General features: G+C 60.1%; 23 protein-coding genes. 11 read left to right on the top strand and 12 right to left on the bottom strand.

What is annotated here, in order from left to right:
- Positions 1 to 2: 2 nt before the first annotated feature.
- A complete protein-coding gene (lysS, locus tag AC1D2N_RS19670; protein WP_018446013.1) occupies positions 3 to 1,499 on the top strand; it encodes a lysine--tRNA ligase in 1,497 nt (498 codons plus the stop codon).
- A 168-nt stretch (positions 1,500 to 1,667) separates the two neighbouring features.
- Here lysS and AC1D2N_RS19665 read toward each other — a convergent pair whose 3' ends face one another.
- Positions 1,668 to 2,417: a hypothetical protein gene (locus tag AC1D2N_RS19665; protein WP_018243631.1), complete on the bottom strand. Its 750-nt coding sequence runs from the start codon at positions 2,415 to 2,417 to the stop codon at positions 1,668 to 1,670.
- A 179-nt stretch (positions 2,418 to 2,596) separates the two neighbouring features.
- On the opposite strand from AC1D2N_RS19665, the gene AC1D2N_RS19660 reads away from it, so the two are divergent.
- The 7 genes from AC1D2N_RS19660 to AC1D2N_RS19630 all read left to right on the top strand — a co-directional run bounded on the left by AC1D2N_RS19660 (position 2,597) and on the right by AC1D2N_RS19630 (position 9,528).
- Complete coding sequence (locus tag AC1D2N_RS19660; protein ID WP_018446011.1) at positions 2,597 to 3,505, top strand: LysR family transcriptional regulator; 909 nt, start codon at positions 2,597 to 2,599, stop codon at positions 3,503 to 3,505.
- A 117-nt stretch (positions 3,506 to 3,622) separates the two neighbouring features.
- On the top strand, positions 3,623 to 4,783 hold the full coding sequence (locus AC1D2N_RS19655; RefSeq protein WP_018446010.1) for an ABC transporter substrate-binding protein: 1,161 nt from the start codon (positions 3,623 to 3,625) through the stop codon (positions 4,781 to 4,783).
- Between the two features lie 232 nt (positions 4,784 to 5,015).
- Complete coding sequence (locus AC1D2N_RS19650) at positions 5,016 to 6,002, top strand: ABC transporter ATP-binding protein (RefSeq protein WP_018446009.1); 987 nt, start codon at positions 5,016 to 5,018, stop codon at positions 6,000 to 6,002.
- Positions 5,999 to 6,961, top strand: a complete 963-nt coding sequence (locus AC1D2N_RS19645; protein WP_018446008.1) for an ABC transporter permease — start codon at positions 5,999 to 6,001, stop codon at positions 6,959 to 6,961. The genes AC1D2N_RS19650 and AC1D2N_RS19645 overlap by 4 nt, the downstream gene beginning before the upstream one ends.
- A complete protein-coding gene (locus tag AC1D2N_RS19640; protein WP_018446007.1) occupies positions 6,951 to 7,763 on the top strand; it encodes an ABC transporter permease in 813 nt (270 codons plus the stop codon). The genes AC1D2N_RS19645 and AC1D2N_RS19640 overlap by 11 nt, the downstream gene beginning before the upstream one ends.
- Positions 7,764 to 7,776: 13 nt before the next feature.
- Complete coding sequence (locus tag AC1D2N_RS19635; RefSeq protein WP_018446006.1) at positions 7,777 to 9,204, top strand: gamma-aminobutyraldehyde dehydrogenase; 1,428 nt, start codon at positions 7,777 to 7,779, stop codon at positions 9,202 to 9,204.
- A 150-nt stretch (positions 9,205 to 9,354) separates the two neighbouring features.
- Positions 9,355 to 9,528 (top strand): DUF1328 domain-containing protein, encoded by a 174-nt coding sequence (locus AC1D2N_RS19630; RefSeq protein WP_003552965.1) that lies wholly within the window; start codon positions 9,355 to 9,357, stop codon positions 9,526 to 9,528.
- A 129-nt stretch (positions 9,529 to 9,657) separates the two neighbouring features.
- On the opposite strand, the gene AC1D2N_RS19625 is transcribed toward AC1D2N_RS19630, so the two are convergent.
- The 8 genes from AC1D2N_RS19625 to AC1D2N_RS19590 form a co-directional block, all read right to left on the bottom strand.
- On the bottom strand, positions 9,658 to 10,317 hold the full coding sequence (locus AC1D2N_RS19625; RefSeq protein WP_081295729.1) for a DUF3313 domain-containing protein: 660 nt from the start codon (positions 10,315 to 10,317) through the stop codon (positions 9,658 to 9,660).
- Between the two features lie 166 nt (positions 10,318 to 10,483).
- A complete protein-coding gene (locus tag AC1D2N_RS19620) occupies positions 10,484 to 11,860 on the bottom strand; it encodes a sensor histidine kinase (RefSeq protein WP_130759042.1) in 1,377 nt (458 codons plus the stop codon).
- Entirely contained in the window at positions 11,857 to 12,597 is a 741-nt protein-coding gene (locus AC1D2N_RS19615; RefSeq protein ID WP_130759043.1) for a response regulator, read from the bottom strand. The genes AC1D2N_RS19620 and AC1D2N_RS19615 overlap by 4 nt, the downstream gene beginning before the upstream one ends.
- A 231-nt stretch (positions 12,598 to 12,828) precedes the next feature.
- The gene (locus AC1D2N_RS19610) at positions 12,829 to 13,107 is read right to left on the bottom strand and encodes a hypothetical protein (protein ID WP_018243640.1); all 279 of its coding nucleotides are present in this window, start codon (positions 13,105 to 13,107) and stop codon (positions 12,829 to 12,831) included.
- 194 nt (positions 13,108 to 13,301) lie between these two features.
- Positions 13,302 to 13,793 (bottom strand): hypothetical protein, encoded by a 492-nt coding sequence (locus tag AC1D2N_RS19605; protein ID WP_130759044.1) that lies wholly within the window; start codon positions 13,791 to 13,793, stop codon positions 13,302 to 13,304.
- 123 nt (positions 13,794 to 13,916) lie between these two features.
- Entirely contained in the window at positions 13,917 to 14,366 is a 450-nt protein-coding gene (locus AC1D2N_RS19600) for a DoxX family protein (protein WP_166480776.1), read from the bottom strand.
- 57 nt (positions 14,367 to 14,423) lie between these two features.
- Entirely contained in the window at positions 14,424 to 14,888 is a 465-nt protein-coding gene (locus tag AC1D2N_RS19595; RefSeq protein WP_018243643.1) for a tetratricopeptide repeat protein, read from the bottom strand.
- A gap of 20 nt (positions 14,889 to 14,908) precedes the next feature.
- Positions 14,909 to 15,883, bottom strand: a complete 975-nt coding sequence (locus AC1D2N_RS19590; RefSeq protein WP_130759046.1) for an MBL fold metallo-hydrolase — start codon at positions 15,881 to 15,883, stop codon at positions 14,909 to 14,911.
- A gap of 300 nt (positions 15,884 to 16,183) precedes the next feature.
- On the opposite strand from AC1D2N_RS19590, the gene AC1D2N_RS19585 reads away from it, so the two are divergent.
- Together AC1D2N_RS19585 and AC1D2N_RS19580 are read left to right on the top strand one after the other, a co-directional pair.
- Positions 16,184 to 16,939, top strand: coding sequence for a sigma-70 family RNA polymerase sigma factor (locus AC1D2N_RS19585; RefSeq protein WP_130759047.1), 756 nt, complete (start codon positions 16,184 to 16,186; stop codon positions 16,937 to 16,939).
- Entirely contained in the window at positions 16,936 to 17,736 is an 801-nt protein-coding gene (locus tag AC1D2N_RS19580; protein WP_130759048.1) for an anti-sigma factor family protein, read from the top strand. Before AC1D2N_RS19585 ends, AC1D2N_RS19580 begins: the two co-directional genes overlap by 4 nt.
- 53 nt (positions 17,737 to 17,789) lie before the next feature.
- On the opposite strand, the gene AC1D2N_RS19575 is transcribed toward AC1D2N_RS19580, so the two are convergent.
- Positions 17,790 to 18,458: a DUF1345 domain-containing protein gene (locus AC1D2N_RS19575; RefSeq protein ID WP_018445997.1), complete on the bottom strand. Its 669-nt coding sequence runs from the start codon at positions 18,456 to 18,458 to the stop codon at positions 17,790 to 17,792.
- Positions 18,459 to 18,551: 93 nt separating this feature from the next.
- Positions 18,552 to 19,517: a transaldolase gene (tal, locus tag AC1D2N_RS19570; protein WP_018445996.1), complete on the bottom strand. Its 966-nt coding sequence runs from the start codon at positions 19,515 to 19,517 to the stop codon at positions 18,552 to 18,554.
- 405 nt (positions 19,518 to 19,922) lie between these two features.
- On the opposite strand from tal, the gene AC1D2N_RS19565 reads away from it, so the two are divergent.
- Positions 19,923 to 20,948: a sugar-binding transcriptional regulator gene (locus AC1D2N_RS19565; RefSeq protein WP_065278088.1), complete on the top strand. Its 1,026-nt coding sequence runs from the start codon at positions 19,923 to 19,925 to the stop codon at positions 20,946 to 20,948.
- A gap of 35 nt (positions 20,949 to 20,983) precedes the next feature.
- On the opposite strand, the gene AC1D2N_RS19560 is transcribed toward AC1D2N_RS19565, so the two are convergent.
- Positions 20,984 to 21,856: a methylated-DNA--[protein]-cysteine S-methyltransferase gene (locus AC1D2N_RS19560; RefSeq protein WP_028733924.1), complete on the bottom strand. Its 873-nt coding sequence runs from the start codon at positions 21,854 to 21,856 to the stop codon at positions 20,984 to 20,986.
- Positions 21,857 to 21,872: the final 16 nt, after the last annotated feature.

Genomic DNA, 21,872 nt, shown 5'->3' with positions numbered 1-21,872 from the left:
CAATGGCTGACAACAAGACCGAAAACACCCTTTCCTCCGACGCGACGGAAGTGCGCGCCCAGAAGCTGAAGCTGCTGCGCGAGCAGGTCGGCGAGGTCTATCCGGCGCATTTTCACCGCACGATGGGCAATGCCGAGCTTACCGCGAAATACGAGAGCCTGGAGCCGGACACCGAGACGCAGGATATCGTCACCGTCGCCGGCCGCGTCTATTCCTCGCGCAACTCCGGCATGTTCATGGATCTCCATGACGCCTCCGGCAAGATCCAGATCTTCTCGCACAAGGATGTCACCGGCGAGGAAGCCCGCGCCCTGCTGCCGATGATCGACATCGGCGACATCATCGGCGTCACCGGCATCGTGCGCCGCACCAAGCGTGGCGAGCTGACAATCAACGCGCAGACGATCACCATGCTGACGAAGTCGCTGCTGCCGATGCCCGAGAAGTGGCACGGTCTCTCCGACATCGAGCTGCGTTATCGCAAGCGCCATCTCGACATCATGACCAACGAGGATTCGAAGCTCCGCTTCCAGCAGCGCTCGAAGATCCTCTCTGGCATCCGCCGCTTCATGGAAAATGACGGCTTCATGGAAGTCGAGACGCCGATGCTGCATTCGGTCTATGGCGGCGCCACCGCCGAGCCGTTCAAGACCCATCACAACACGCTGAAACTCGACATGTACCTGCGCATCGCGCCGGAACTGTTCCTCAAGCGCACGCTGGTGTCGGGGCTGACCGACAAGGTCTTCGAGATCAACCGGAACTTCCGCAACGAAGGCGTCTCCACCCGGCACAATCCCGAATTCACCATGATGGAGTGTTACTGGGCCTATGCCGATTACGAGGACATCATGGACCTCGTCGAGCGGTTGTTCGAGAGCTTAGCGCTCTCCATCCACGGCGCGACGGAATTCCCCTTCGGCGACAAGACCATGTCCTTCAAGGGTCCGTTCAAGCGCGTGCCGATGCCCGATGCCGTCAAGGAAGCGACCGGCATCGACTTCCTCGCCATCAAGACCGATGAAGAGGCGCGCGCTGCCGCCAAGGCTGCCGGTTTTGCGGTCGAGAAAGATTGGACCTGGGGCGAATGCCTCGCCTTCATCTTCGAGGAAAAGGTCGAATCCACCCTGATCCAGCCGTCGCATGTCACGCATTTCCCGAAGGACATTTCGCCCTTCGCCAAGGAAGTGCCAGGCGAGCCGCGCCTGGTCGAGCGCTTCGAGACCTATTGCAACGCCTGGGAACTGGGCAACGCCTTCTCGGAGCTCAACGATCCCGAAGAGCAGCGCCGCCGCATGGTCGAGCAGCTCGAACAGGCGCATGCCCGCGGCGAAAAGGAAAAGCAGCTGGACGAGGAGTTCCTCGACGCCATCGACCAGGGCATGCCACCGGCAGGTGGCCTCGGCATCGGCGTCGACCGTCTCATCATGCTTCTGACCAACGCGCCGTCGATCCGCGACGTCATCCTCTTCCCGGCCCGCCGCAGCAAAGCCGACTGACCGGAAGAAAAGCAAAAAATCGAAGCGGGGTGCAACTGCATAATTCCTTAAATCGGGATCGATTTAAGGACAAATTATGCAGCAACTCAAAGTGCTACAGCGTCCTTTGCGCGTCCGAAAAGACGCGCGGCGCTGTAGCCGGCGCTCCGCTTTTTTCATGCTGTTCGTTCAATGGGCCTGAGATGGTGCAGTTTCCGCCGGCGGCTCTTCGGCCGGCGCTTCCGCCACCACATCGGCACCCGCGTTCTCGGCAGGCGCCGCTTCGCTTTCGGCTGCCGGTGCTGCGCCATGTGCGCCGCCTGCCGGCTTCTTTTCCTTGCCCTTTTCCCCGTTCTTCGTCGAGCCAACCGCGACCGGGTCGACGCAATCCTCGGGGTCCTTGAAACCAGCGCTGATCATGGCGATCTCGTCGAGTGGCATCTCAATCCGCTCGCCGAAGAACAGCCCGTTTTCACTGGCCTTGCCGTCGTAGTAGCGCGCCGTATAGGACTTGTCGTCGAGGCCGGGAACGGTCTTGTCGGGATGCGGGATATAGACGACATCGGCGCCGATCGCCCGGCCGCGAATATCCGCACGCAAGGTCGGGCCGTTCTCGTCGAGCACCACCACCTGGACCAGATCCGGCTTCTGCGCGGCATAAACGGCCTGGGCGACACGAAGCGCGGTCTTGACACGCGTCATCCCGTCGGTCGGTTCGGTTTTGATGTATTTGCGCACCCAGACGTGGTCCTGCTTCCGGATCGTCACCAGGTTGACGTCGCTGCATTCGAGCCCGTAGCCACCACCAGTTGCACCGATCAGCCTGTCCTTGCCGACATAGACCGCCGCACCGCCGGAAACGCCCGCCAGAAGAGCGACTCCACCGATGATGATTGCCAATTTCCGGGAAGGCCGGAAGATGCGCAGTAAGGCCTTCACGCCAACTGCTCCGCCATCTGAAACTCCAACGCAGGACAAGTGTTGAGAACGCTAAAGAAATGACGTTTCCGAAAGTTTAAGTGGGCGTGTGAAGCCTGCGCCATTTTGAGAAAACACCAAAAAAGGTCCGCTTTTTTGGGTCGCTTGCCACGGCCTATTCCGCCATGCTCTAAACGCCCATGGCCTTCACGCTTCGCCAGGTTCAATATTTCGTCGCCGTCGCCGAACAGGGTTCGGTGACGCGAGCCGCACAGAACCTTTCGATCTCGCAATCCTCGGTGACGGAAGCACTAAAGGAGCTCGAAACCGACCTCGGCGTCGAACTCTTCGAGCGCCATCCGCGCGGCCTGACGATCACCCATAACGGCCACCAGTTCCTGCGTCATGCGACGAAGATCCTGGCCTCCGTCTCCGATGCAAGGACCAGCTTTTCCGGCCAGCAAAGCGCCCTCTCCGGCACGCTGAACATCGGCGTCACTTCGCTCGTCGCCGGCTACGTCCTCTCCGACCTGCTGGCGCGATATCGGCGCGCCTGTCCGGGCATCGAGGTCAGCGCCATCGAGGACAATGGTGGTTACCTCGAACATCTCCTGGTCGGCGGCGAACTTGATGTCGCCGTCATGGTGATATCAAACTTGCGCGACCGCATGGCGCTGCAGGCGGAGATCTTGGAAACCTCGCCCTATCGACTATGGCTGCCGATGGGCCATCCCTTGGTATCGGCTGACATCATCTCAGTCGCCGACATCGCCCGCGAACCGCTGATCATGCTGACGGTCGACGAAATCGAGGAGAATACCGGCAAGCTGCTCTCAGCACTCGGCGCCCGCCCGCATGTCGCCTTCCGCACCCGTTCGGTGGAGGCGGTGCGCAGCCTGGTTGCAACAGGCGCCGGCGTGGCCCTGCTTCCCGATCTCGTGTACCGTCCATGGTCGCTGGAAGGCGACCGCATCGAGAGCCGCGACGTCTCCGGTTCGCTGCCGGTCGTCCAGGTCGGCATGGTCTGGCGCAAGGGCTCCAGCCTGCCGCAGGCGGCGCGCGACTTCGTCGGTATCGCCGAAACCTTAAGATCCGGCCGCATCCGCTGATATCGGAATTTCCGATACCGTCTTTCTGATAAATGAATTTGCGAAAGCGGCTTTTTCGCGTCACCTTTTCATCCGGGAACAAACCGCCACAGAAAGTGGCAAACCGGGAGACGGATGATGACGAATCTGTTGAAATCCTGCACGGCGGCGCTCACCTGCCTGAGCTTCGCGACGCAGGTGATCGCCGCCGAACCGCTGAAGGCCTTGGGCAAGGGCGAAGGCGCGGTCAGCATTGTCGCCTGGGCCGGCTATATCGAACGCGGCGAAACCGACAAGAACTACGACTGGGTCACCGATTTCGAAAAGGAGACCGGCTGCAAGGTTTCCGTCAAGACCGCCGCCACTTCGGATGAAATGGTGTCGCTGATGAACGAAGGGGGCTTCGATCTTGTCACGGCATCGGGCGACGCCTCGCTCCGTCTCATCGCCGGCAAGCGTGTCCAGCCGATCAACACCGATCTGATCCCGAGCTTCAAGACCGTCGACGAGCGCCTGCAGAACGGACCGTGGTATACGGTCGGTGGCGTGCATTACGGCGTGCCCTATCTCTGGGGACCGAATGTGCTGATGTACAATACCGATGCCTTCAAGGACAAGGCGCCGACCAGCTGGAACGTCGTCTTCGAGGAGCAGACACTGCCCGACGGCAAGTCCAACAAGGGCCGCGTCCAGGCCTATGACGGCGCGATCTACATCGCCGATGCCGCCATCTACCTGATGGCCCACAAGCCGGATCTCGGCATCAAGGACCCATACGAGCTGAACGAGGACCAGTACAAGGCCGCCCTCGACCTGTTGCGCGGCCAACGCAAGCTCGTCTCCCGCTACTGGCACGACGCGATGATCCAGATCGACGACTTCAAGAACGAAGGCGTCGTCGCCTCCGGCTCCTGGCCTTTCCAGGTGAACCTGCTGCAGGCCGACAAGCAGAAGATTGCTTCTGCTTTCCCGGATGAAGGCGTCACCGGCTGGGCAGACACCACCATGCTGCATGCCGACAGCGAACATCCGAACTGTGCCTATATGTGGATGGAACATTCGCTGAAGGCCAAGGTCCAGGGCGACGCCGCCGCCTGGTTCGGCGCCGTGCCCTCCGTTCCTGCGGCCTGCAAGGGCAATGAACTGATGGGGGATAGCGGCTGCGCCACCAACGGCTTCGATCACTTCGACAAGATCAAGTTCTGGAAAACCCCGGTCGCCAAATGCACGACGCAGGGCGAATGCGTGCCCTATCATCGCTGGGTGTCGGATTATATTGGCGTGATCGGCGGACGGTAACTTGCGTTCTCACTGAGGGGACTGTTGTAGCGTAAGACCCCTTCCCAACCCCTCCCCACAAGGGGGAGGGGCTTCAGCGGCGCCGCCTCGTCCCTGCTGTATGCAGCAGTAAGGTTGTATCCGGAGGGTGCTGAAGGTTAAGTCCCTCCCCCTTCTGGGGAGGGGTTGGGGAGGAGTTTTTGCGTCTGCAAGAATCTCACCCGTTCAGTGCATCCCAAGACCCGGAGCCCTCATGACATCCGCCGTCCGTTTCCAACAGGTATCGCGCCATTTCGGCCAGGTTCGCGCCGTCGACGGCGTCGATCTCGAGATCGCGCCCGGCGAATTCTTCGCCATGCTCGGGCCATCCGGCTCCGGCAAGACGACGTGCCTGAGATTGATCGCCGGCTTCGAGCAGCCGACCGCGGGCCATATCCAGATCTTCGGCGAGACGGCAGACGGCGTTCCACCCTATCGCCGCAACGTCAACACCGTGTTCCAGGACTATGCGCTCTTTCCGCATCTCAACATCCTCGACAATGTTGCCTATGGGCTGATGGTCAAGGGCGTCGGCAAGGCGGAGCGGATGAAGGCGGCAGGCGATGCCCTCGAACTCGTCAAGCTGCCGGGCTACGGCGCCCGCCGCCCCGGTCAGTTGTCCGGCGGCCAGCGGCAGCGCGTGGCGCTCGCCCGCGCGCTCGTCAACAAGCCGAAGGTGCTTCTGCTTGACGAGCCGCTCGGCGCGCTCGACCTGAAGCTGCGCGAGCAGATGCAGGAAGAATTGAAGAGCCTGCAGCGCGCGCTCGGCATCACCTTCGTCTTCGTCACCCACGATCAGGGCGAGGCGCTGTCCATGGCCGACCGCGTCGCCGTCTTCAACGATGGTAACATCGTCCAGCAAGGCACGCCGCAGGATATCTACCGCTGCCCGAGGACCCGCTTCGTCGCCGATTTCGTCGGCTCGTCGAACGTCATCGCACCTGATTTGATGGCCTTGCTTGGCGGCGAGAAACGCTGGGCGAGCCTCCGCCCCGAGGCGATCCGGCTGGCAAGCGATGGCGTCGAGGCGAAAGTCGAAAATGCAAGCTTCCTCGGCGCGGCGACGCGTCTCAGCGTCGACCTCAAGGGCAGCCGGCTGCATGTCATGCTGCCGGCCGGCGTGCCAGTGCCGGATCTCGGCGCCGGTATCCGCCTCGCCTGGCAACCGGCCGATATCCACTACATGGATGATGCGGCATGACGGCGCTCACCATCACAGGCGGCAAGACTTCGATCCTTCCGGGGCGTGGCGGTTTCTTCGGCCAACTGTCGGATGCCTTCTGGCGGCACCCGAAGCTCTTGCTCTTCCTGATGCTGACGCCGCCGCTGCTCTGGCTCGGCATCATCTATATCGGCTCATTGATCGCCCTGCTTCTGCAGAGCTTCTTCTCGATCGACGATTTCTCCGGGCTGGTGAATACTGAATTCACCCTCTCGACCTATGCGCAACTGCTGAATCCTGCGAATTTCGACATCATCATCCGCACCCTGGTGATGTCGGCGCTGGTCACCGCCGCCGCCGCCCTGATCGGCTTCCCGATCGCCTATTATGCGGCGCGTTATGCGCAAGGCAAATGGAAGGCGCTCTTCTATCTCGGCGTCATGCTGCCGCTCTGGTCGAGCTATCTCGTCAAGATCTACGCCTGGAAACTAATCCTCGCCAAGGAGGGCATCCTCACCTGGATCTTCGAAAAGCTCCATCTCTCCTGGCTGCTTGATGCCATCCTGAACCTGCCCGTCATCGGCGGAAACTCACTGTCGGTCAGCTACCTCGGCACCTTCATCGTCTTCGTCTATATCTGGCTCCCCTATATGATCCTGCCGACGCAGGCGGCCCTCGAGCGGGTGCCCGGCAACCTGATCGAGGCCTCGGCGGATCTCGGCGCCACGCCGCGCCAGACCTTCCGCACCGTGCTCCTGCCGTTAGCGCTCCCCGGCATCGTCGCTGGTTCGATCTTCACCTTCTCGCTGACATTGGGCGATTACATCATCCCGCAGATCATCGGCTCGTCCAGGCTCTTCATCGGCCAGGCGGTCTATGCCCAGCAGGGAACGGCCGGCAATGTGCCGCTCGCCGCCGCCTTCTCCGTCGTGCCGATCGTCATCATGGCGCTTTATCTGTCGCTCGCCAGGAAATTGGGGGCTTTCGATGCGCTCTGACCACAGGACATCGCCACTGCCCTTGAAGATCGCCGCAGCCGTCGGATTGCTCTTCCTGCACCTGCCGATCCTGCTTATCTTCGTCTATGCCTTCACGACCGAGGAGAAGAGCTATCAGTGGCCGCCGCCCGGGCTGACGCTGCAATGGTTTGCCGTCGCCTGGAACCGGCCGGACGTCTGGTCGGCGCTTGGCCTTTCCGTGCAGGTCGCCGTCATCGCCACCGCGATCGCGCTGGTGCTCGGCACGCTCTGCGCTGCAGCCGTCAGCCAGACGAAGTTCTTCGGCCGCGAGGCGATCTCGCTGCTGGTCATCCTGCCGATCGCCCTTCCCGGCATCATCACCGGCATTGCCCTGCGCTCCGCCTTCAGCCTGTTCGACATCCCGTTTTCGGTCTGGACCATCGTGCTCGGCCACGCCACCTTCTGCGTGGTCGTCGTCTACAACAATGCGGTCGCTCGCTTCCGGCGCACATCCGGCTCGCTGATCGAGGCCTCGATGGATCTCGGCGCCGACGGCTTCCAGACCTTCCGTCATGTCATCCTGCCGAATATCGGCACCGCTCTTCTTGCCGGCGGCATGCTTGCCTTCGCCCTGTCTTTCGACGAGGTCATCGTCACCACCTTCACCGGCGGCCAGCAATCGACCTTGCCGATCTGGATGCTCGAAGAACTCATCCGCCCGCGCCAGCGCCCTGTCACCAATGTGGTCGCCATGGTCGTGGTGCTCGTCACCTTCCTGCCAATCCTGGCAGCCTATTACCTCACCCGCGATGGCGACCAGATCGCCGGCGCTGGCAAATAACAGGGAGAACATCATGGATATCCAAATGCTGATCGGTTCCCGCTTCGAAAGAGGCACGGAGACGGAAGAGCACATCCTGAACCCGAAGACGGGCGAGACAGTGATCGACCTTCCGGAAGCCTCGCTCTCCCAGGTCGACGCCGCCGTCGATGCCGCCGAAAAAGCCTTCACAAGCTGGTCGCAGACGACGCCTGGCGAGCGTTCCGGCTACCTGCTGAAGATCGCCGACGCGATCGAGAAGGATGCCGTCGGCTTCGCCACACTGGAGGCTTTGAACTGCGGCAAGCCGATCAATGCCGTGCTGAACGACGAAATCCCGGCGATCGTCGATTGTTATCGCTTCTTCGCCGGCGCCGTGCGCAACCTGCACGCACCGGCGGCCGGCGAATATCTGCCCGGCCACACCTCGATGATCCGCCGAGATCCGATCGGCATCGTCGGCTCGATCGCGCCGTGGAACTATCCGCTGATGATGATGGCCTGGAAGCTGGCGCCGGCCATCGCCGGCGGCAATACCGTCGTCTTCAAGCCTTCGGAGCAGACGCCGCTGACGGCGCTGAAGATGGCCAAGCTGCTCTCCGAAATCCTTCCCGAAGGCGTCGTCAACGTCATTCTCGGCCGTGGCGAAAGTGTCGGCAACGCCCTGATCAATCATGCCAAAATCGGCATGATCTCAATCACCGGCGATGTCGCAACCGGCAAGAAGGTGCTGCAGGCCGCCGCCAAGACAGTCAAGCGCACCCATCTGGAACTCGGCGGCAAGGCCCCGGTCATCGTCTTCGACGATGCCGATATCGATGCCGTTGTCGCAGGCATCCGCACCTTCGGCTATTACAATGCTGGCCAGGATTGCACGGCCGCCTGCCGCATCTATGCCGATGCCAAGGTCTACGACAATTTCGTCGCCGACCTCTCCTCGGCCGTCTCGAGCATCCGCTTCAACCAGATCGACGATACCGAAAACGAGATCGGCCCGCTGATCTCCAGGCGCCAGCGCGACCGCGTCGAGAGCTTCGTCGCCCGTGCTTCCGAGCACAAGCACATGGAGATCACTGCCGGCGGCAAGGTCTCCGGCGACAAGGGCTTCTTCTTCACGCCGACCGTCATTGCAGGCGCCCTGCAGGACGACGAAATCGTCCGCCGCGAGGTCTTCGGCCCGGTCGTCTCGGTCACCCGCTTCTCCGATGCCGATGATGCCGTTGCCTGGGCAAACGACAGCGATTACGGCCTGGCCTCCTCCGTCTGGACCAAGGATATCGGCCGCGGCATGAAAACCGCCGCCCGCCTGCAATATGGCTGCACCTGGATCAACACGCATTTCATGCTGGTCAACGAGATGCCGCATGGCGGCCTCAAACAGTCGGGCTACGGCAAGGACATGTCGGTCTACGCACTGGAGGACTACACCGCCGTACGCCACGTGATGATCAATCACGGCTGAACCGGCGGGAAAAGCAAGGGTACGAAATTCGACGCAATGCCCATCAGTAGCACCGGGAGGTGCTTCACAGAGATCGCCATTCCATTCAAGCGATCTGGAACATTTTCCCGGTTGCTGCGTCTTTCCCAGGCAAACGCAAAGGATGATGTCATGCTGAAATGGGCTCTGATATTTTTCGTGATTTCGATCATCGCCGGCTTCTTCGGTTTCTCGGGCGTCTCCGCAGCTACCGCGACGATCGCCCGCGTTCTTTTCGGCATCGCGCTTGTGATCTTCCTGATCTTCCTTGTCCTTGCGCTGATGGCCGGTCAGGCGATCCTCTGATCGGTTGCAGAGCCGTTTGAAGACATCGGGGCCGCACCACTTCTGCATGCGGCCCTTCCTCTCTGTTGTCGAACGTCTCGGCTAGTTCGGCCGTGCATGGAACACGGCTAGGTCTTTTGCTCCTGTCGCCTATTTCAACTCGGCAAGCAGAGCATCGGCACCTTTGCGGACGCCCACCATGGAGGCGTCCATCGCCGTGAAGCTTGCGCCGATATTCATTGCATTGGGATATTGCTTGGTGACATAGGAAGACAGGAGACGATTGCTCGCAGCATCATAGACCTCCACGGCATAATTCACCGAACCGGTCATCGAACCTTCTCGGCCGCGAGCGGCCTGAACGGTGTTGTACAATCCGCCTGCAACATCGATGCGGGTGACCGTTCCGAGTACCGCGGTCGTCGCCTTCGCCCCCGTCAGTGTCAGATGCAATCTGAGCGTTGCCGGAGCGGGTGTGCTGACAATCGCAAAGCGCGTCTTCAATTTTTCGGTGAATTGAGCCTGCATGTAATTGGCCAGGAAGATCCTGTCTTTTTCCGCAAGCTTGCCAAACTGACTGTCAGGACCGCTATAGACGGTAACGGGATCGACGATGATCCGGTTGTATTGGCTCCAGTTGACTTTCGTCCGATAGCGATACGGCACGCGGCCGGTTTTATCCTCAGTGTTCGGCTGGAGCTGTGATGCCGAAGCAAGTCCGGAATAAACCGTGGGGTCAGGGGTCGTACATGCGGCAACGCTCGAACAGGCGAGCATCACTGCAACGCCGATTTTCAGATTTTTTATCAATGATTTGGCTCCAGCTTTGGAAATGCCGAATGGCATGGGATCTGCTGGCACCGGTTTTATGGAATTCGAATGTTGCTGTGTTTGCTATGATATGCGGAAATGTTCGCGAGCCATCTTTTGCTGCGAAGGCAGCGCGACGCGTGACGACGCCACGACGGGCAGTAAGTCAATGTGATGAAGGGATCGACGGCGAGCCTCCGGGCTGGATCCCCTGAGGGGCGGGAAGATCGATCACGACGACCAAGCCGGTTGGCTTCCTGTCCAACAACGTCAATTGTCCATTGTGCGCTTTGGTGACAATCCCTTTGGCGATCGGAAGGCCGAGCCCAAGCCCAGAACCGCCTTTGGCACTGATCTGGCGGGATTTATCCACTTTGAAGAACGGCTCCAGAACTTTCGCCTTGGCCTCATCGGTCAAACCAGGGCCGTTGTCGCCCACCGATATTTTGATCCCGCCATCGTCGCTCTCTCGCAGATCGATTTCGACTTGCTTTGCATAACGAGACGCATTGTCGACCAGATTGGTAATTGCCCGAGTAAGGGCCTGAGGTTTGCAGATAAACGCCAGTCGCCGCGGACCGGTGAAGATCACATCGATGCCCATGTCGGAGAAGTCTGTCGCAATCGTCTGCAGCAGGCTTGAGATATCGACCTTTCGATCAGCCTCCGCAGTGGATGCGTCTTTGAAATAGGCCAAGCACTCGTCGATCATGAAACTCAAGGTGGCGATATCGGTCAGCATCAGGCTGCGAAGCTCGGGCTCGCCGGAACGCTCGGCACGCATCCGCAATCTCGTCAGCGGTGTCCTGAGATCATGACCCACGCCACTCAGCATTCTTGTTCGATCCTCTGCCATGCTCTGGATTCGATCGCTCATAACGTTCAGCGATTCCGCCAGACTTCGAATCTCGGATGCGCCGTCCGGCTCGAAAGGCTTTTCCCAGCTGCCCTCCATGCTCGCTCGTTTTGCAGCGGCGGCAAAGTGCCTCAGAGGTTCGGTGATGAGCCGGCTGCTGAAATATGCGAGCAGCACCAATGGGATGACGATTTTTAAAAATCCGCTCGCCGCGGCTGGAACAAACCACACATAGCTGGGAAAAACTGGCAGTTGAAAGACAAGGGCGCGCTTATCATCAATTCCGACAGTCAGGACATCAGGGTGTGATTGACCGATGGCGAAGCGATGAAATGCCGCGAAAATATTGTCGGCGAGCATTGTGTTGATACGCGCCACCAGCTCGCCTGGAGATACCATCTGCTGTTTGCCGGCGAGCGGCCGGTCTAGCGACAATTTTTCGACCCCAACGCCGAGCGCTGCTGCTCTCGTGAGAACGGCGACTTCGTCTTGCGCTGAATTTGCCTGGGCAAATTGCTCCGCGACCATCGCCGCTCTGGCAGCAAACAGGCCGTTTTGAAAGCCGCGATCATGACGGCCGTAGATATAGGGCTCCATGGCGGTCGCCACCACGGAAACGAGCACGACAAGGAAGGTCGCCAATATGAGGATCTGGCTTTGGATCGAAGCCCGCCGGAAATTTCTCAAGAGAGACGCTCTACCTTGGATGCGAAAAGATAACCGCCCAGCCGCACCGTCTTTATGAACGACGGATCTTTCAGATTTGGCTCTATCTTTTGCCTGACCCGGCTGATGTGGGCGTCGATGCTGCGCTCGACCGGCCCCGCTGATCCGGCATGTGTCATCGACAAGAGCTGTTCGCGAGTCAAAACCTTGTTGGGATTGCAGCAGAAGGCCAGGAGGATATCGAACTCCGCGGTTGTCATGGAAACCTGCGCTCCATCGGCGTCGTGGAGTTGACGGCTTTTTGGATCGATGCGCCATCCCGAGAACATCATCGGTCCAAGTGCTTCCTCCTGATGATGAGCATATGACGCTCTGCGGAGAATACTCTTGATCCGGGCCAGCAGCTCGCGGGAGTTGAATGGTTTCGTGACATAGTCATCGGCTCCGAGCTCCAGGCCGAGAATGCGGTCGATATCCTCCTGGAGTGCCGTCAGCATCAGGATTGGCACCGAGCACGACGCACGAAGCCGCCTGCAGATGCTGAAGCCGTCCTCGCCCGGCAACATCGCATCGAGGACGATGAGATCGAATTGCTGTTGCGCCATCATTCGATCCATAGCCGCGCCGCTCTCCACCGACGAGGCCTCGAAGCCGCTGGTTCGAACTAGGTCCACCAGCATATCTGCGATTGCGGGATCGTCTTCGACGATGAGGATATGAGCCTGATTGGGAACCGCCATTTCATATGCCATCGTCATTCGTTCTCTTGCCGGGAGATGTCTCTCGGCGCGAAATTACCACGTTTCACCGTGTCTACATCAGGCGGCCTCGGCCACTGTCAACCGCAGTGGTTAATCTCCCGGACATCAGACACCACGCGATCTGTCGCCGCACCGACACGGCTTCGCCTTTAGGATATCAAGTATCGTGCAATGCTATATTCGATAATGTTGAGATATGTTGCGTGATTTCTGACCCGGAGTCCGCCGTCAAAACTGCCTTTCGGGGTCGCCACTGACTTCCACATGGTCACCTCGGATTGCGCTATCGATGATGACGGTGGCGATGAAACACATCCGAACGACCAGCAGGCAAAAGAACACCAGAGAGACGATCGCCGTCGTGTAATGCTTCAACGCTGAGCGCTTCGGAAGCCGTGCGGTGAGCTTATGGAGAACGTTTCTGGCGAGACGACCGATCGCCACGAGCACGAACAGTGCCGTGATGATATATCCGCTCGCTGACGCTGCCCCGAGCAACTGAAACATGAGAAGACACCCGCACCAAGTCAGAAGTTCTGGTTTCGGAATGACGCTTTCAAGCCGGCGAAACCCGGTAGAAAGATGCCCATAGGATCCGTCGGCAACGTGGCCCAGCGTGGCCGGCCAGAGCGCGCGCGCCGGGTCATCGGGATCTGAATCGAGCGAAGACCGGTCTGTCGGCGATGAGAATGCGCCCACGTCTAATCGGCTCGTTCTGCGCTGGGCGCGGCGCGGCGACTTAACAGAAGAGATGTGGCGGCCCGCCACCGGGATGCCTTCGCCGTGCTTGCAATCACTGTCTCGTTTGCGGCCGGATCTCTTCGGACTGCACTAACCCTGCCTGTCCTTGACTCCGTGAGGGCCGCGATCCTTCTTAGAAATGCGTCGCTGTCGAACTCCTTCGAGGAGTGAACGGACTTTGTCGTCGACTGGATAGTATGGAAAAACACCTCCAGATTGATGACCGGTATCGGCTTGATGTTGCGGACCATATCGATATCCGATCGCATCGTTACAGCCAGGAAATATCGGTCCGAACGCAAGGCGTCGAACAGTTCCGGCACCGAGGACACAGCCGCCGCGACATATCCGTTCTCATTCAATTTCGAGACGATGTCGCAGGCAGCGTCTTTTGCGAGAAAGACGAGAATTGGCTTTTGCTGATTGTTTTGCGCGGAAGACATCACTGGCACACTCCTGACTTGTCGCCAAAAGTGTAGCCCGCATCGACGCTTCTGTTTGTTCGGTTTTATTCGGTTTTATTGCGCCACTGAGGGCTCGTGAAATTCATCAGGCCTTCGGATTTCGGTGCGCATTCACGACAACACCGTCCTGAGCCAAGGAGGCATTCTGTTTGTCTGCGTTCTCAGCAGCTTGTCGATCGATATCGATCCCGCACCCGAAACTACCAGGACGAACATACCGCCGGCAATCGCCAGGTCCTTCTCGAAATGCAGCAGCTCGTTCTGGCTCTCAAAATTCGTGTGAAAGAGCAAGGCGGTAGCCAGGCAGAAGAGCGCCAGCGCCAGTGCGCCAAGCCGGCTGAGGAGCCCTGTCGCAACGGAAAGGCCGGCGCCGATCTGAAGGGCAATGGTAGCAAGCGCGACCGGTGCCGACAGCCCCAGTTTCGCGAAAGTGTCGATGGTCGCGGTGACATCTGCCGCGAGTGACCAACCTTCGTGCAGGAAGATCAGTGACAGCAGAAGCCTGCCCAGGAGAAGAATAAGATCAGCCAGTCGGGGCCGGCTTGACGCGTTTTCCATCATACCCTCCAGTTAGAAGAGCAGGCGGCTCTCCCGCCTGTTCTTGCGTTCATATGCGGGTCAATTGCCGCCCTTGGCCGCGATGACCTCTTGCAGGTCTTCGAGTTCCTCGCAGCCGCTCGGACAAAGTTGCTTCAGCGATGACACCTGCTCCTCCGCCTTCGCCATCTCGCCCGTCTCGACATAGAGTTCGCCGAGATATTCACGCGCTGCCCTGTGATCTGGCTGCAGCTCTAGCGCCTTGGTGTAGTAGGTCAGCGACGTTCTGTAGTCGCCCGTCTTGCGCAGCGTATATCCCATCAGATTATAGACATCCGCCTGCTGGTTGTCTTCTGCAAGGCCGCGAAGCTCTGCCAACGCACCAGCATAGTCCTTGGCATCGATCTTGGCCCGCACCGAGGTCAGGTCGGGAGCGTCTGTCGATTGCATGTTGTCGACGGCAAAGGCGGGAAGCGCCGTCACCGCGGAGAAGCCTGCGGATATAGCGCAAAGCCAGATGTATCCGAGAATTGCATATTTCGTCATGGTGATCTCCTTTCGGCCTTTCAGGCCTGGATTGTCGGCGTGAAGCCATAGGCGCTTCCGTCCTTGACAAAGGTGCCGGAGCCAGGGAATGGGAAATGTGAGCCGCAAATCGCGATATTGTCGGCAATGATGCGGTCGATAAGACGGCGGCGCGTGTCGATGGCCGTCGGCCCATCCTGGTCGTAGCTGCCCTGCCATTCAGGATGGGGTGCGAGCAGCGCCGGCACATACATGATATCGGCCGAGACGAGCAGTTGCTTGCTGCCGGAGGCGACAAGATAGGTCGAATGGCCGGGCGTGTGACCGGGCGCGGCGACAAGCTGCACGCCGGGTGCGACTTCGGCGCCATCGGCGACGAGCTTCCAGTTCTTCCACTTCGGAAAGACCTCGGCGATGCGCTTGCCTGCCGGCTTGCGGCCTTCGGCGAGCTTTTCGACGCGGCCGGGCGCGGTCCACCAATTGTATTCGTCGGCATTGACGATGAGTTCGGCATTCGGGAAGACGGGATTGTTGGTGCCCTTTTCCATCAGTCCCCAGACATGGTCGGGATGGAAATGCGAGATCATGATCGTATCGATCTTCTTGTAGTCAATCCCCGCCGCGGCCATGTTCGCCGGCAGATGGGTGGCATTTTCCTGCCACTGGCCGACGCCCGAGCCGGCATCCATCATGATCAGGCGGTTACCGAGCTTCAGGACCACGACAGTCAGCGGGATCGGCATGAACTCGGTGGTAAGCCCGGCTTTCGATAGCGCCTCCTTGGTGTCCTCGATCGAGGCATTCTTGATGAAGGCCGGGTCATGCGGCTTTCTCCAGATGCCGTCGTAGATTGCCGTGATCTCGATATCGCCGACCTTGTATTTATAGAAGCCGACCGTCGGCTCCAGCGGTGTTGCAGCAAATGCCGGCATGACGAATTCAAGCTTCGACGACAGCCCGAATGCAGCAGCCGCAGCAGCCGACCCCAGGACGGCGCGACGTGACATGGTAAACATGAATATGCCTCCTCTTGTTGATGGCATTTCTGGTGGCGAAGACGGCTATTGCTCATATGTCCTCGCTGACGAACTAGATCGCCGGCAAGGAACGCTTATTCCCGATCTCCAGCGCTATTTCTTCAAGTGATTGAAAAACAAACGTAATTTCTATCGCGCGCGACCGGTATCCCGCTGCGTGCAGAAAAATCGGCGCCGGCGTGGAATAAAACCGCGTGCCGATCGGTCTAGACGGCAAGGGACCGCATTGCATGCCTGCCGGTCTCACGCCTAAATTCGGCTGCTGTTGAGGCAGGGAGGATGATGACAAACGCTCAGATCACCTGTCCCGTCGGATCGACCGATTGGACGCTGCTGTTGGCCCGGCACGCGTCAAGAACCCGCATTCGGCCATCAACGCTAGCGGAGTTTCTCGGCGGCGTGGGCCGCCTATTGCACCTCATGGTCTCGGAAAAATCGAGCAGCGATCCGATCGCTTCGACGGCGGATGCGACCATGCAGCACGAGTTCATGCAGCGCTTTCAGGACATGATCGTTCCGCATCTTGATGCGGCCTATAATTTTGCCCGCTTCCTCAGCCGCGACGCAGATGCCGCACAGGATATTGTGCAGGAAGCGTTCTTGCGCGCCTACCGCAATTTCGAAACCTATCGTGGCGGCGATCCGCGCGCGTGGCTCTTTGCCATCGTGAGGAACTGCTGCCATGTCTGGCGCCAGCAGGATCGCCGCAAGGCGCGGTTCGAGCAGCCTATGGGCAATGACGGCTACGCTGACCCTGATGAGGGTGGCGAGTACCAGATCGCCTCGGGGGAGGATTCGCCGGAGACTGAAACGATCCGGCGAAGCGAGCAGCAGCGCGTGCGCGCTGTTATCAGCCGGCTGCCGGAGGCGATGCGGGAAATTCTTGTCTTGCGCGAGCTTGAGGATCTCTCCTACCGGCAGATCGCCGAGATCATCGATGCGCCGATTGGCACTGTCATGTCGCGACTTGCCAGGGCGCGGCGTGACTTTGGCGAAGCCTGGGATGCATGCAACAAGAGCGAGACCGCAGGATGAGTGAAGCCCAACGGAAAAGCTGCCCGGAATGGCGCGTCATGCTGCACGGCTTTGTCGATGGCCAGCTGGATTCCGCCCATGCAGCGCAATTCGAGGATCATCTTGCCACCTGCGCGCATTGCAGCGCGGAGATGGAAAGCGTCCGTGCCGTGGGAGAGATCATCGATCAGGATGGCGTCAAGTGGCGACCGCCGGAGGCACTGCGTTCGCAGGTCCTGTCGATGTTGTCATTCGAACAGGCAGCGGCGGCGTCCAGCCTGTCCCCGCCGCGCCAGGCGCCTGTCTGGCGCCGTGCCTTGGATTTCATTCGGCAATGGAGCTTCGTGCCTTCGCTTGCCGTCCTGGCGGCAAGCGCCATCCTATTTGTCAACGCGCCGTCGCAGACCGTGCTTTTGCAGGACCAGATCATGGCAAGCCATGTCAGGTCGATGATGGCCGATCATCTGACCGACGTGCTAACCTCGGATCAGCATACAGTAAAACCTTGGTTCAACGGCAAGATCGATTTTTCGCCGCCGGTCAGCGATCTCGCCAAGGATGGCTTTCCGCTGGTCGGCGGACGTGTCGACTATATCGGCGATCGCGCCGTTGCGGCCCTCGTCTACCGGCGCCATGGCCATGTCATCAACCTGTTCATCTGGCCGGCGGCATCGGCCGCGCAGACGACGACGGTGCATGACGGCTACAACATGACGCAATGGTCGGATGGCGGGCTCGTGTTCTGGGCGATTTCGGATGTCGCCGCCGGCGACCTGGCCGAGTTCGAGTCCTTCTTCAGGGCGGCGGCGAGAGCATGATGCCTAAAAGTGTGAGCGGTTTTCGCATGGCATCGTGTTCTGCTTTTTGATGTCTAAAGCAGGCTCGCCCCGACATTGATCGCCAGCGCCAGGATCGTCGTATTGAACAGAAACGATAGCACGGCATGCAACAGCGTCAGCTTGCGCATGCTGGTCGAACTGACCGCGACATCCGCCGTTTGTGCGGCAACGCCGATGGTGAAGGAGAAATAGAGGAAATCCCAGTAACCGGGCTCTTCAATCCCGTCGGGAAACTTGAGCCCGCCCTCCTCGTCCGCCCCGCCATAGAAATAATGGGCATAGTGGATGGTGAAGAGCGTATGCAGGAAGATCCAGGAGATCAGGATCGTCAGAACCGCGGCACCTGCCCGCGCCAGCGCGACGTCAGGTGCCGCCTCCTTGATCGAGTGGAGCTCCAAGCCGATGCCGGCGATGCTGGCAAGTGCCGCACCGATCGAAAGAGCCAAGAGGACGGTGTCGGAGAAGTCGAGATCCGCGGAGCGTTTCCGGATGCTTTCGACCGTCGCCCGCAGCATCTTGCGCCAGCTGAGAGCGACAAAAACGCCAGCGCTGACATTCCAGCCGAACAGGATGTTGCCGGCGCTGACTTCGCGCGACGTCAGAAGCAGGAAGACCACCAGTCCGGCAAGGGCGGCGATGATGAAGCTCGCATGCTTGTAGGCAAATGCCGCCAGCGAATTTGCTCGTTCCTCATCCGCCATATCGGTCTCCGACAGCATATGCGCTTGATAACACCACGAAAAAGGCGCGCCTGCCAGCCGGCAGCCGCGCCTCCGAATGCATGCCGCGCCTTATCAGGCGGCGGCGAGCTGCAGTTCCTTCTGCACCATGGTGCGCAGCGTTCCCAGATCCTTGGCGAAGGCGCGGATGCCTTCGGCGAGTTTTTCCGTCGCCATCGCATCTTCGTTCATCATCCAGCGGAAGGTCTTCTCGTCGACCGAGACCTTCGGATCCGGCTTGCGGCTGTCCGGCGAGAGCTTGCGCTCCAGCTTGCCTTCATCCTTGGCCAGCTCGTCGAGCAGGTTCGGGCTGATGGTCAGGCGGTCGCAGCCGGCAAGGGCTTCGATTTCGCCGGCGCTGCGGAAGGAGGCGCCCATGACGATCGTCTTGATGTCGTTCGCCTTGTAGTAGTTGTAGATTTCACGGACGGAGATGACGCCCGGATCTTCCTCGGCAGTGTAGTCCTTGCCGGTCGACTTCTTGTACCAGTCGAGGATGCGGCCGACGAAGGGCGAGATCAGGAACACTTTGGCGTCGGCGCAAGCGATCGCCTGGGCCTTGCTGAAAAGAAGCGTCAGGTTGCAGTCAATGCCCTCCTTCTGCAGGACTTCCGCGGCGCGGATGCCTTCCCAGGTGGAAGCGAGCTTGATGAGGATGCGGTCCTGGCCGATGCCGCGATCCTTGTAGGCGGCGATGATTGCGCGCGCCTTGGCAAGCGAAGCCTCGGTATCGAAGGAAAGATCGGCGTCGACTTCGGTCGAGACGCGGCCTGGTACGAGCTTCACCAGGGCTGCGCCGACGGAGATGGCGAGACGATCGGCGACGGCTGATGAAACGGCTTCGGGATTGCCGCCCTGTTTCTTGCCCCAGGCGACGGCTTCCTTGATGGCGTCAGCAAACATCGGCGTGCCGAGAGCCTTGAGCACGATGCTCGGGTTCGTCGTGCAATCCACAGGCTTCAGGCGTGCGACGGCTTCGATGTCGCCGGTATCGGCGACAACGGTGGTAATCTCGCGGAGTTGGTCAAGCTTGGATGTCATGGTCAATAATCCTTGTTGAACTTGGGCTGCGACCGGCGCGAGTTCCGCCGGGCAAAGGTGATCTACCGACAGGTTGTTTGCATGCTGCAGGCGAAAATGCGCGCATCCGTCACGGATGATTCACAAACGTGAAGGACGGTAGCCGTGTTCCCGAACGCAAGCGATGCCGCTTGCGGCTGGAAGGCCGGTCGTGACTTTCGGCATGCCCGCACTATGTCCTCCTCGGACGGACAAGAACGACGTGTGTCACCCGGACTATCGCCATTCGCCTAACGAAAAGTCAAGGACATTTGTGCATTTCAATTGACATAAGTGTCACACCCGTCATTATCCCCGGCAACAAAAGCGTCGCTAAGGCCTTTCATCCCATGAGGGATCTAGGGCAGGAAATCGTGCGGAGGAGATGTGGTCAAGCTCAAACGCGGCACGCACACGGCCTATTCGGAGGCATCCTCGCTGCGGCTAAGGGCGGCATGGCTCTATTACAACGAGGGCCTGACCCAGAAGGACGTCGCCGAACAGCTCGGCATCAGCCGCACGACGGTGATCCGCCTGCTCGACGAGGCGATGAAGCGCAGCGAAGTCCAGATCTGGATCAACGATTCGATCGGGGACTGCGTTGAACTTTCGGTGAAGCTGGAGCGTGCCTATGGCCTCGACGAGGCGATTGTCGTCCCCGCGCCGGTCAATGGTGACGTCAATTCGCTGGCTAAAAATGTCGGCCTGGCGCTTGGCCAGTTCCTCTCCGAAGCCATCCCCGACGACTATACCATCGGCGTCGGCTGGGGCCGCACCATGACCGCCTCGCTGTCGAGCTTCCGGCCGCCGCGCCGCGCCAATTGCAAGGTCGTCTCGCTGCTCGGCGGCATCGTCGCCGTGCACCAGACGAACCCGATCGATTACACATGGCGGCTGGCAAACCAGCTCGGCGCCGAATGCTACATGTTCCTGGCGCCGCTTCTCGTCGATTCCATCGAGACCAAGCGGAATCTGATCGAGAAATGCGGGCTGGACACGATCTATCGCCTTGCCGAGAACCTCGATCTGGCGATCGTCAGCTGCGGCGATATCGGCCCGCATTCGACCTCGCTGTCGGAGGGCTGGATATCAAAGGCCGAGTTGCAGCAATTGATCGATGCCGGCTGCGTCTGCGACACGATGTTCAACTTCCTCGACAAGGACGGCAATTCGGTTGACCATTCGATCAATCGGCGCGTCATGTCCGTCGATCTCGACACGCTGAAGGAGGCCAAGCACATCGTGCTCTCCTCCGGCGGCGCCCATCGGGCCGTGGCAATCCGTGCGACGATCAAGCGCATCGGCTGCAACACGCTGATCACCGACGAAAGTGCTGCCCGGGCATTGCTGGAACTGGCCGAGACATCACCGTCTGCCACTTCTCCCCAGCAGGGAGAACTGCCGGAGCGATAAGCGGCGAACGACCCGCCTCTGCCCAGGAAACCCGCTCAGGCGTGCGCCGATTCCCAGCCGAGCATCGCCCGTTTGCGGGTGAGGCCCCAATGGTAGCCCGTCAGCGCGCCATTCTTGCCGAGCGCCCGATGGCAGGGCACCACGAAGGAGATCGGGTTTGCCCCGACCGCCGCACCAACGGCGCGTTGCGCCGTCGGCCGGCCGATATCGTTGGCGATATCGGAATAGGTGACCGCCTTGCCGAACGGGATTTTCAACAGGCTCTGCCAGACGCGCACCTGGAAGTCCGTGCCGATCAACACGACACGCAGCGGCTGGTCCGAGGACCATTTGCCGGGCTCGAAGATGCGGGCGGCATAGGGAACCGTCGCCTGCAGGTCTTCGACATATTCGGCATTCGGCCAGCGGCAAGTCATATCCTCGAGGCAGGCCCGCTCGTCGCCGGAATCGCTGAAGGCAAGGCCGGCAAGGCCGCGGTCGGTCACCATGATCAACGCCACGCCGAAGGGGCAGATGTGGAAGCCGTAGCGGATGGTGAGACCACCGCCCTTCGCCTTCCATTCTCCGGGCGACATCGCCTCATGCGTGACGAAGAGGTCGTGCAGGCGGCTCGGCCCGGAGAGACCGACCTCAATCGAGGTCTCGAGCAACGGCATGTCTTCCCCACGCAGCAATCGCTTGGCGTGGTCGAGCGTCACCGCCTGCAGGAAGCCCTTGGGCGACAGGCCGGCCCACCGGGTGAAGGTCTTCTGCAGCTGGGTCGGCGACTGGTTGAGCCGTGCCGCGATCGCCTCCAGCGAAGGCTGGTCGCGGTAATCCTCGGTGATGAGTTCGATTACCCGACGGACAATGTCATAATCAGGGCCGTCAGGCGTGATGTCTGTCTGCAGGTTGGCAATCATATTCATCGTCTTTCTCCTTGTC

It is taken from the genome of Rhizobium sp. P1_B8 (genome assembly GCF_056406515.1).
This window is presented reverse-complemented; position numbering and strand designations above follow the sequence as displayed.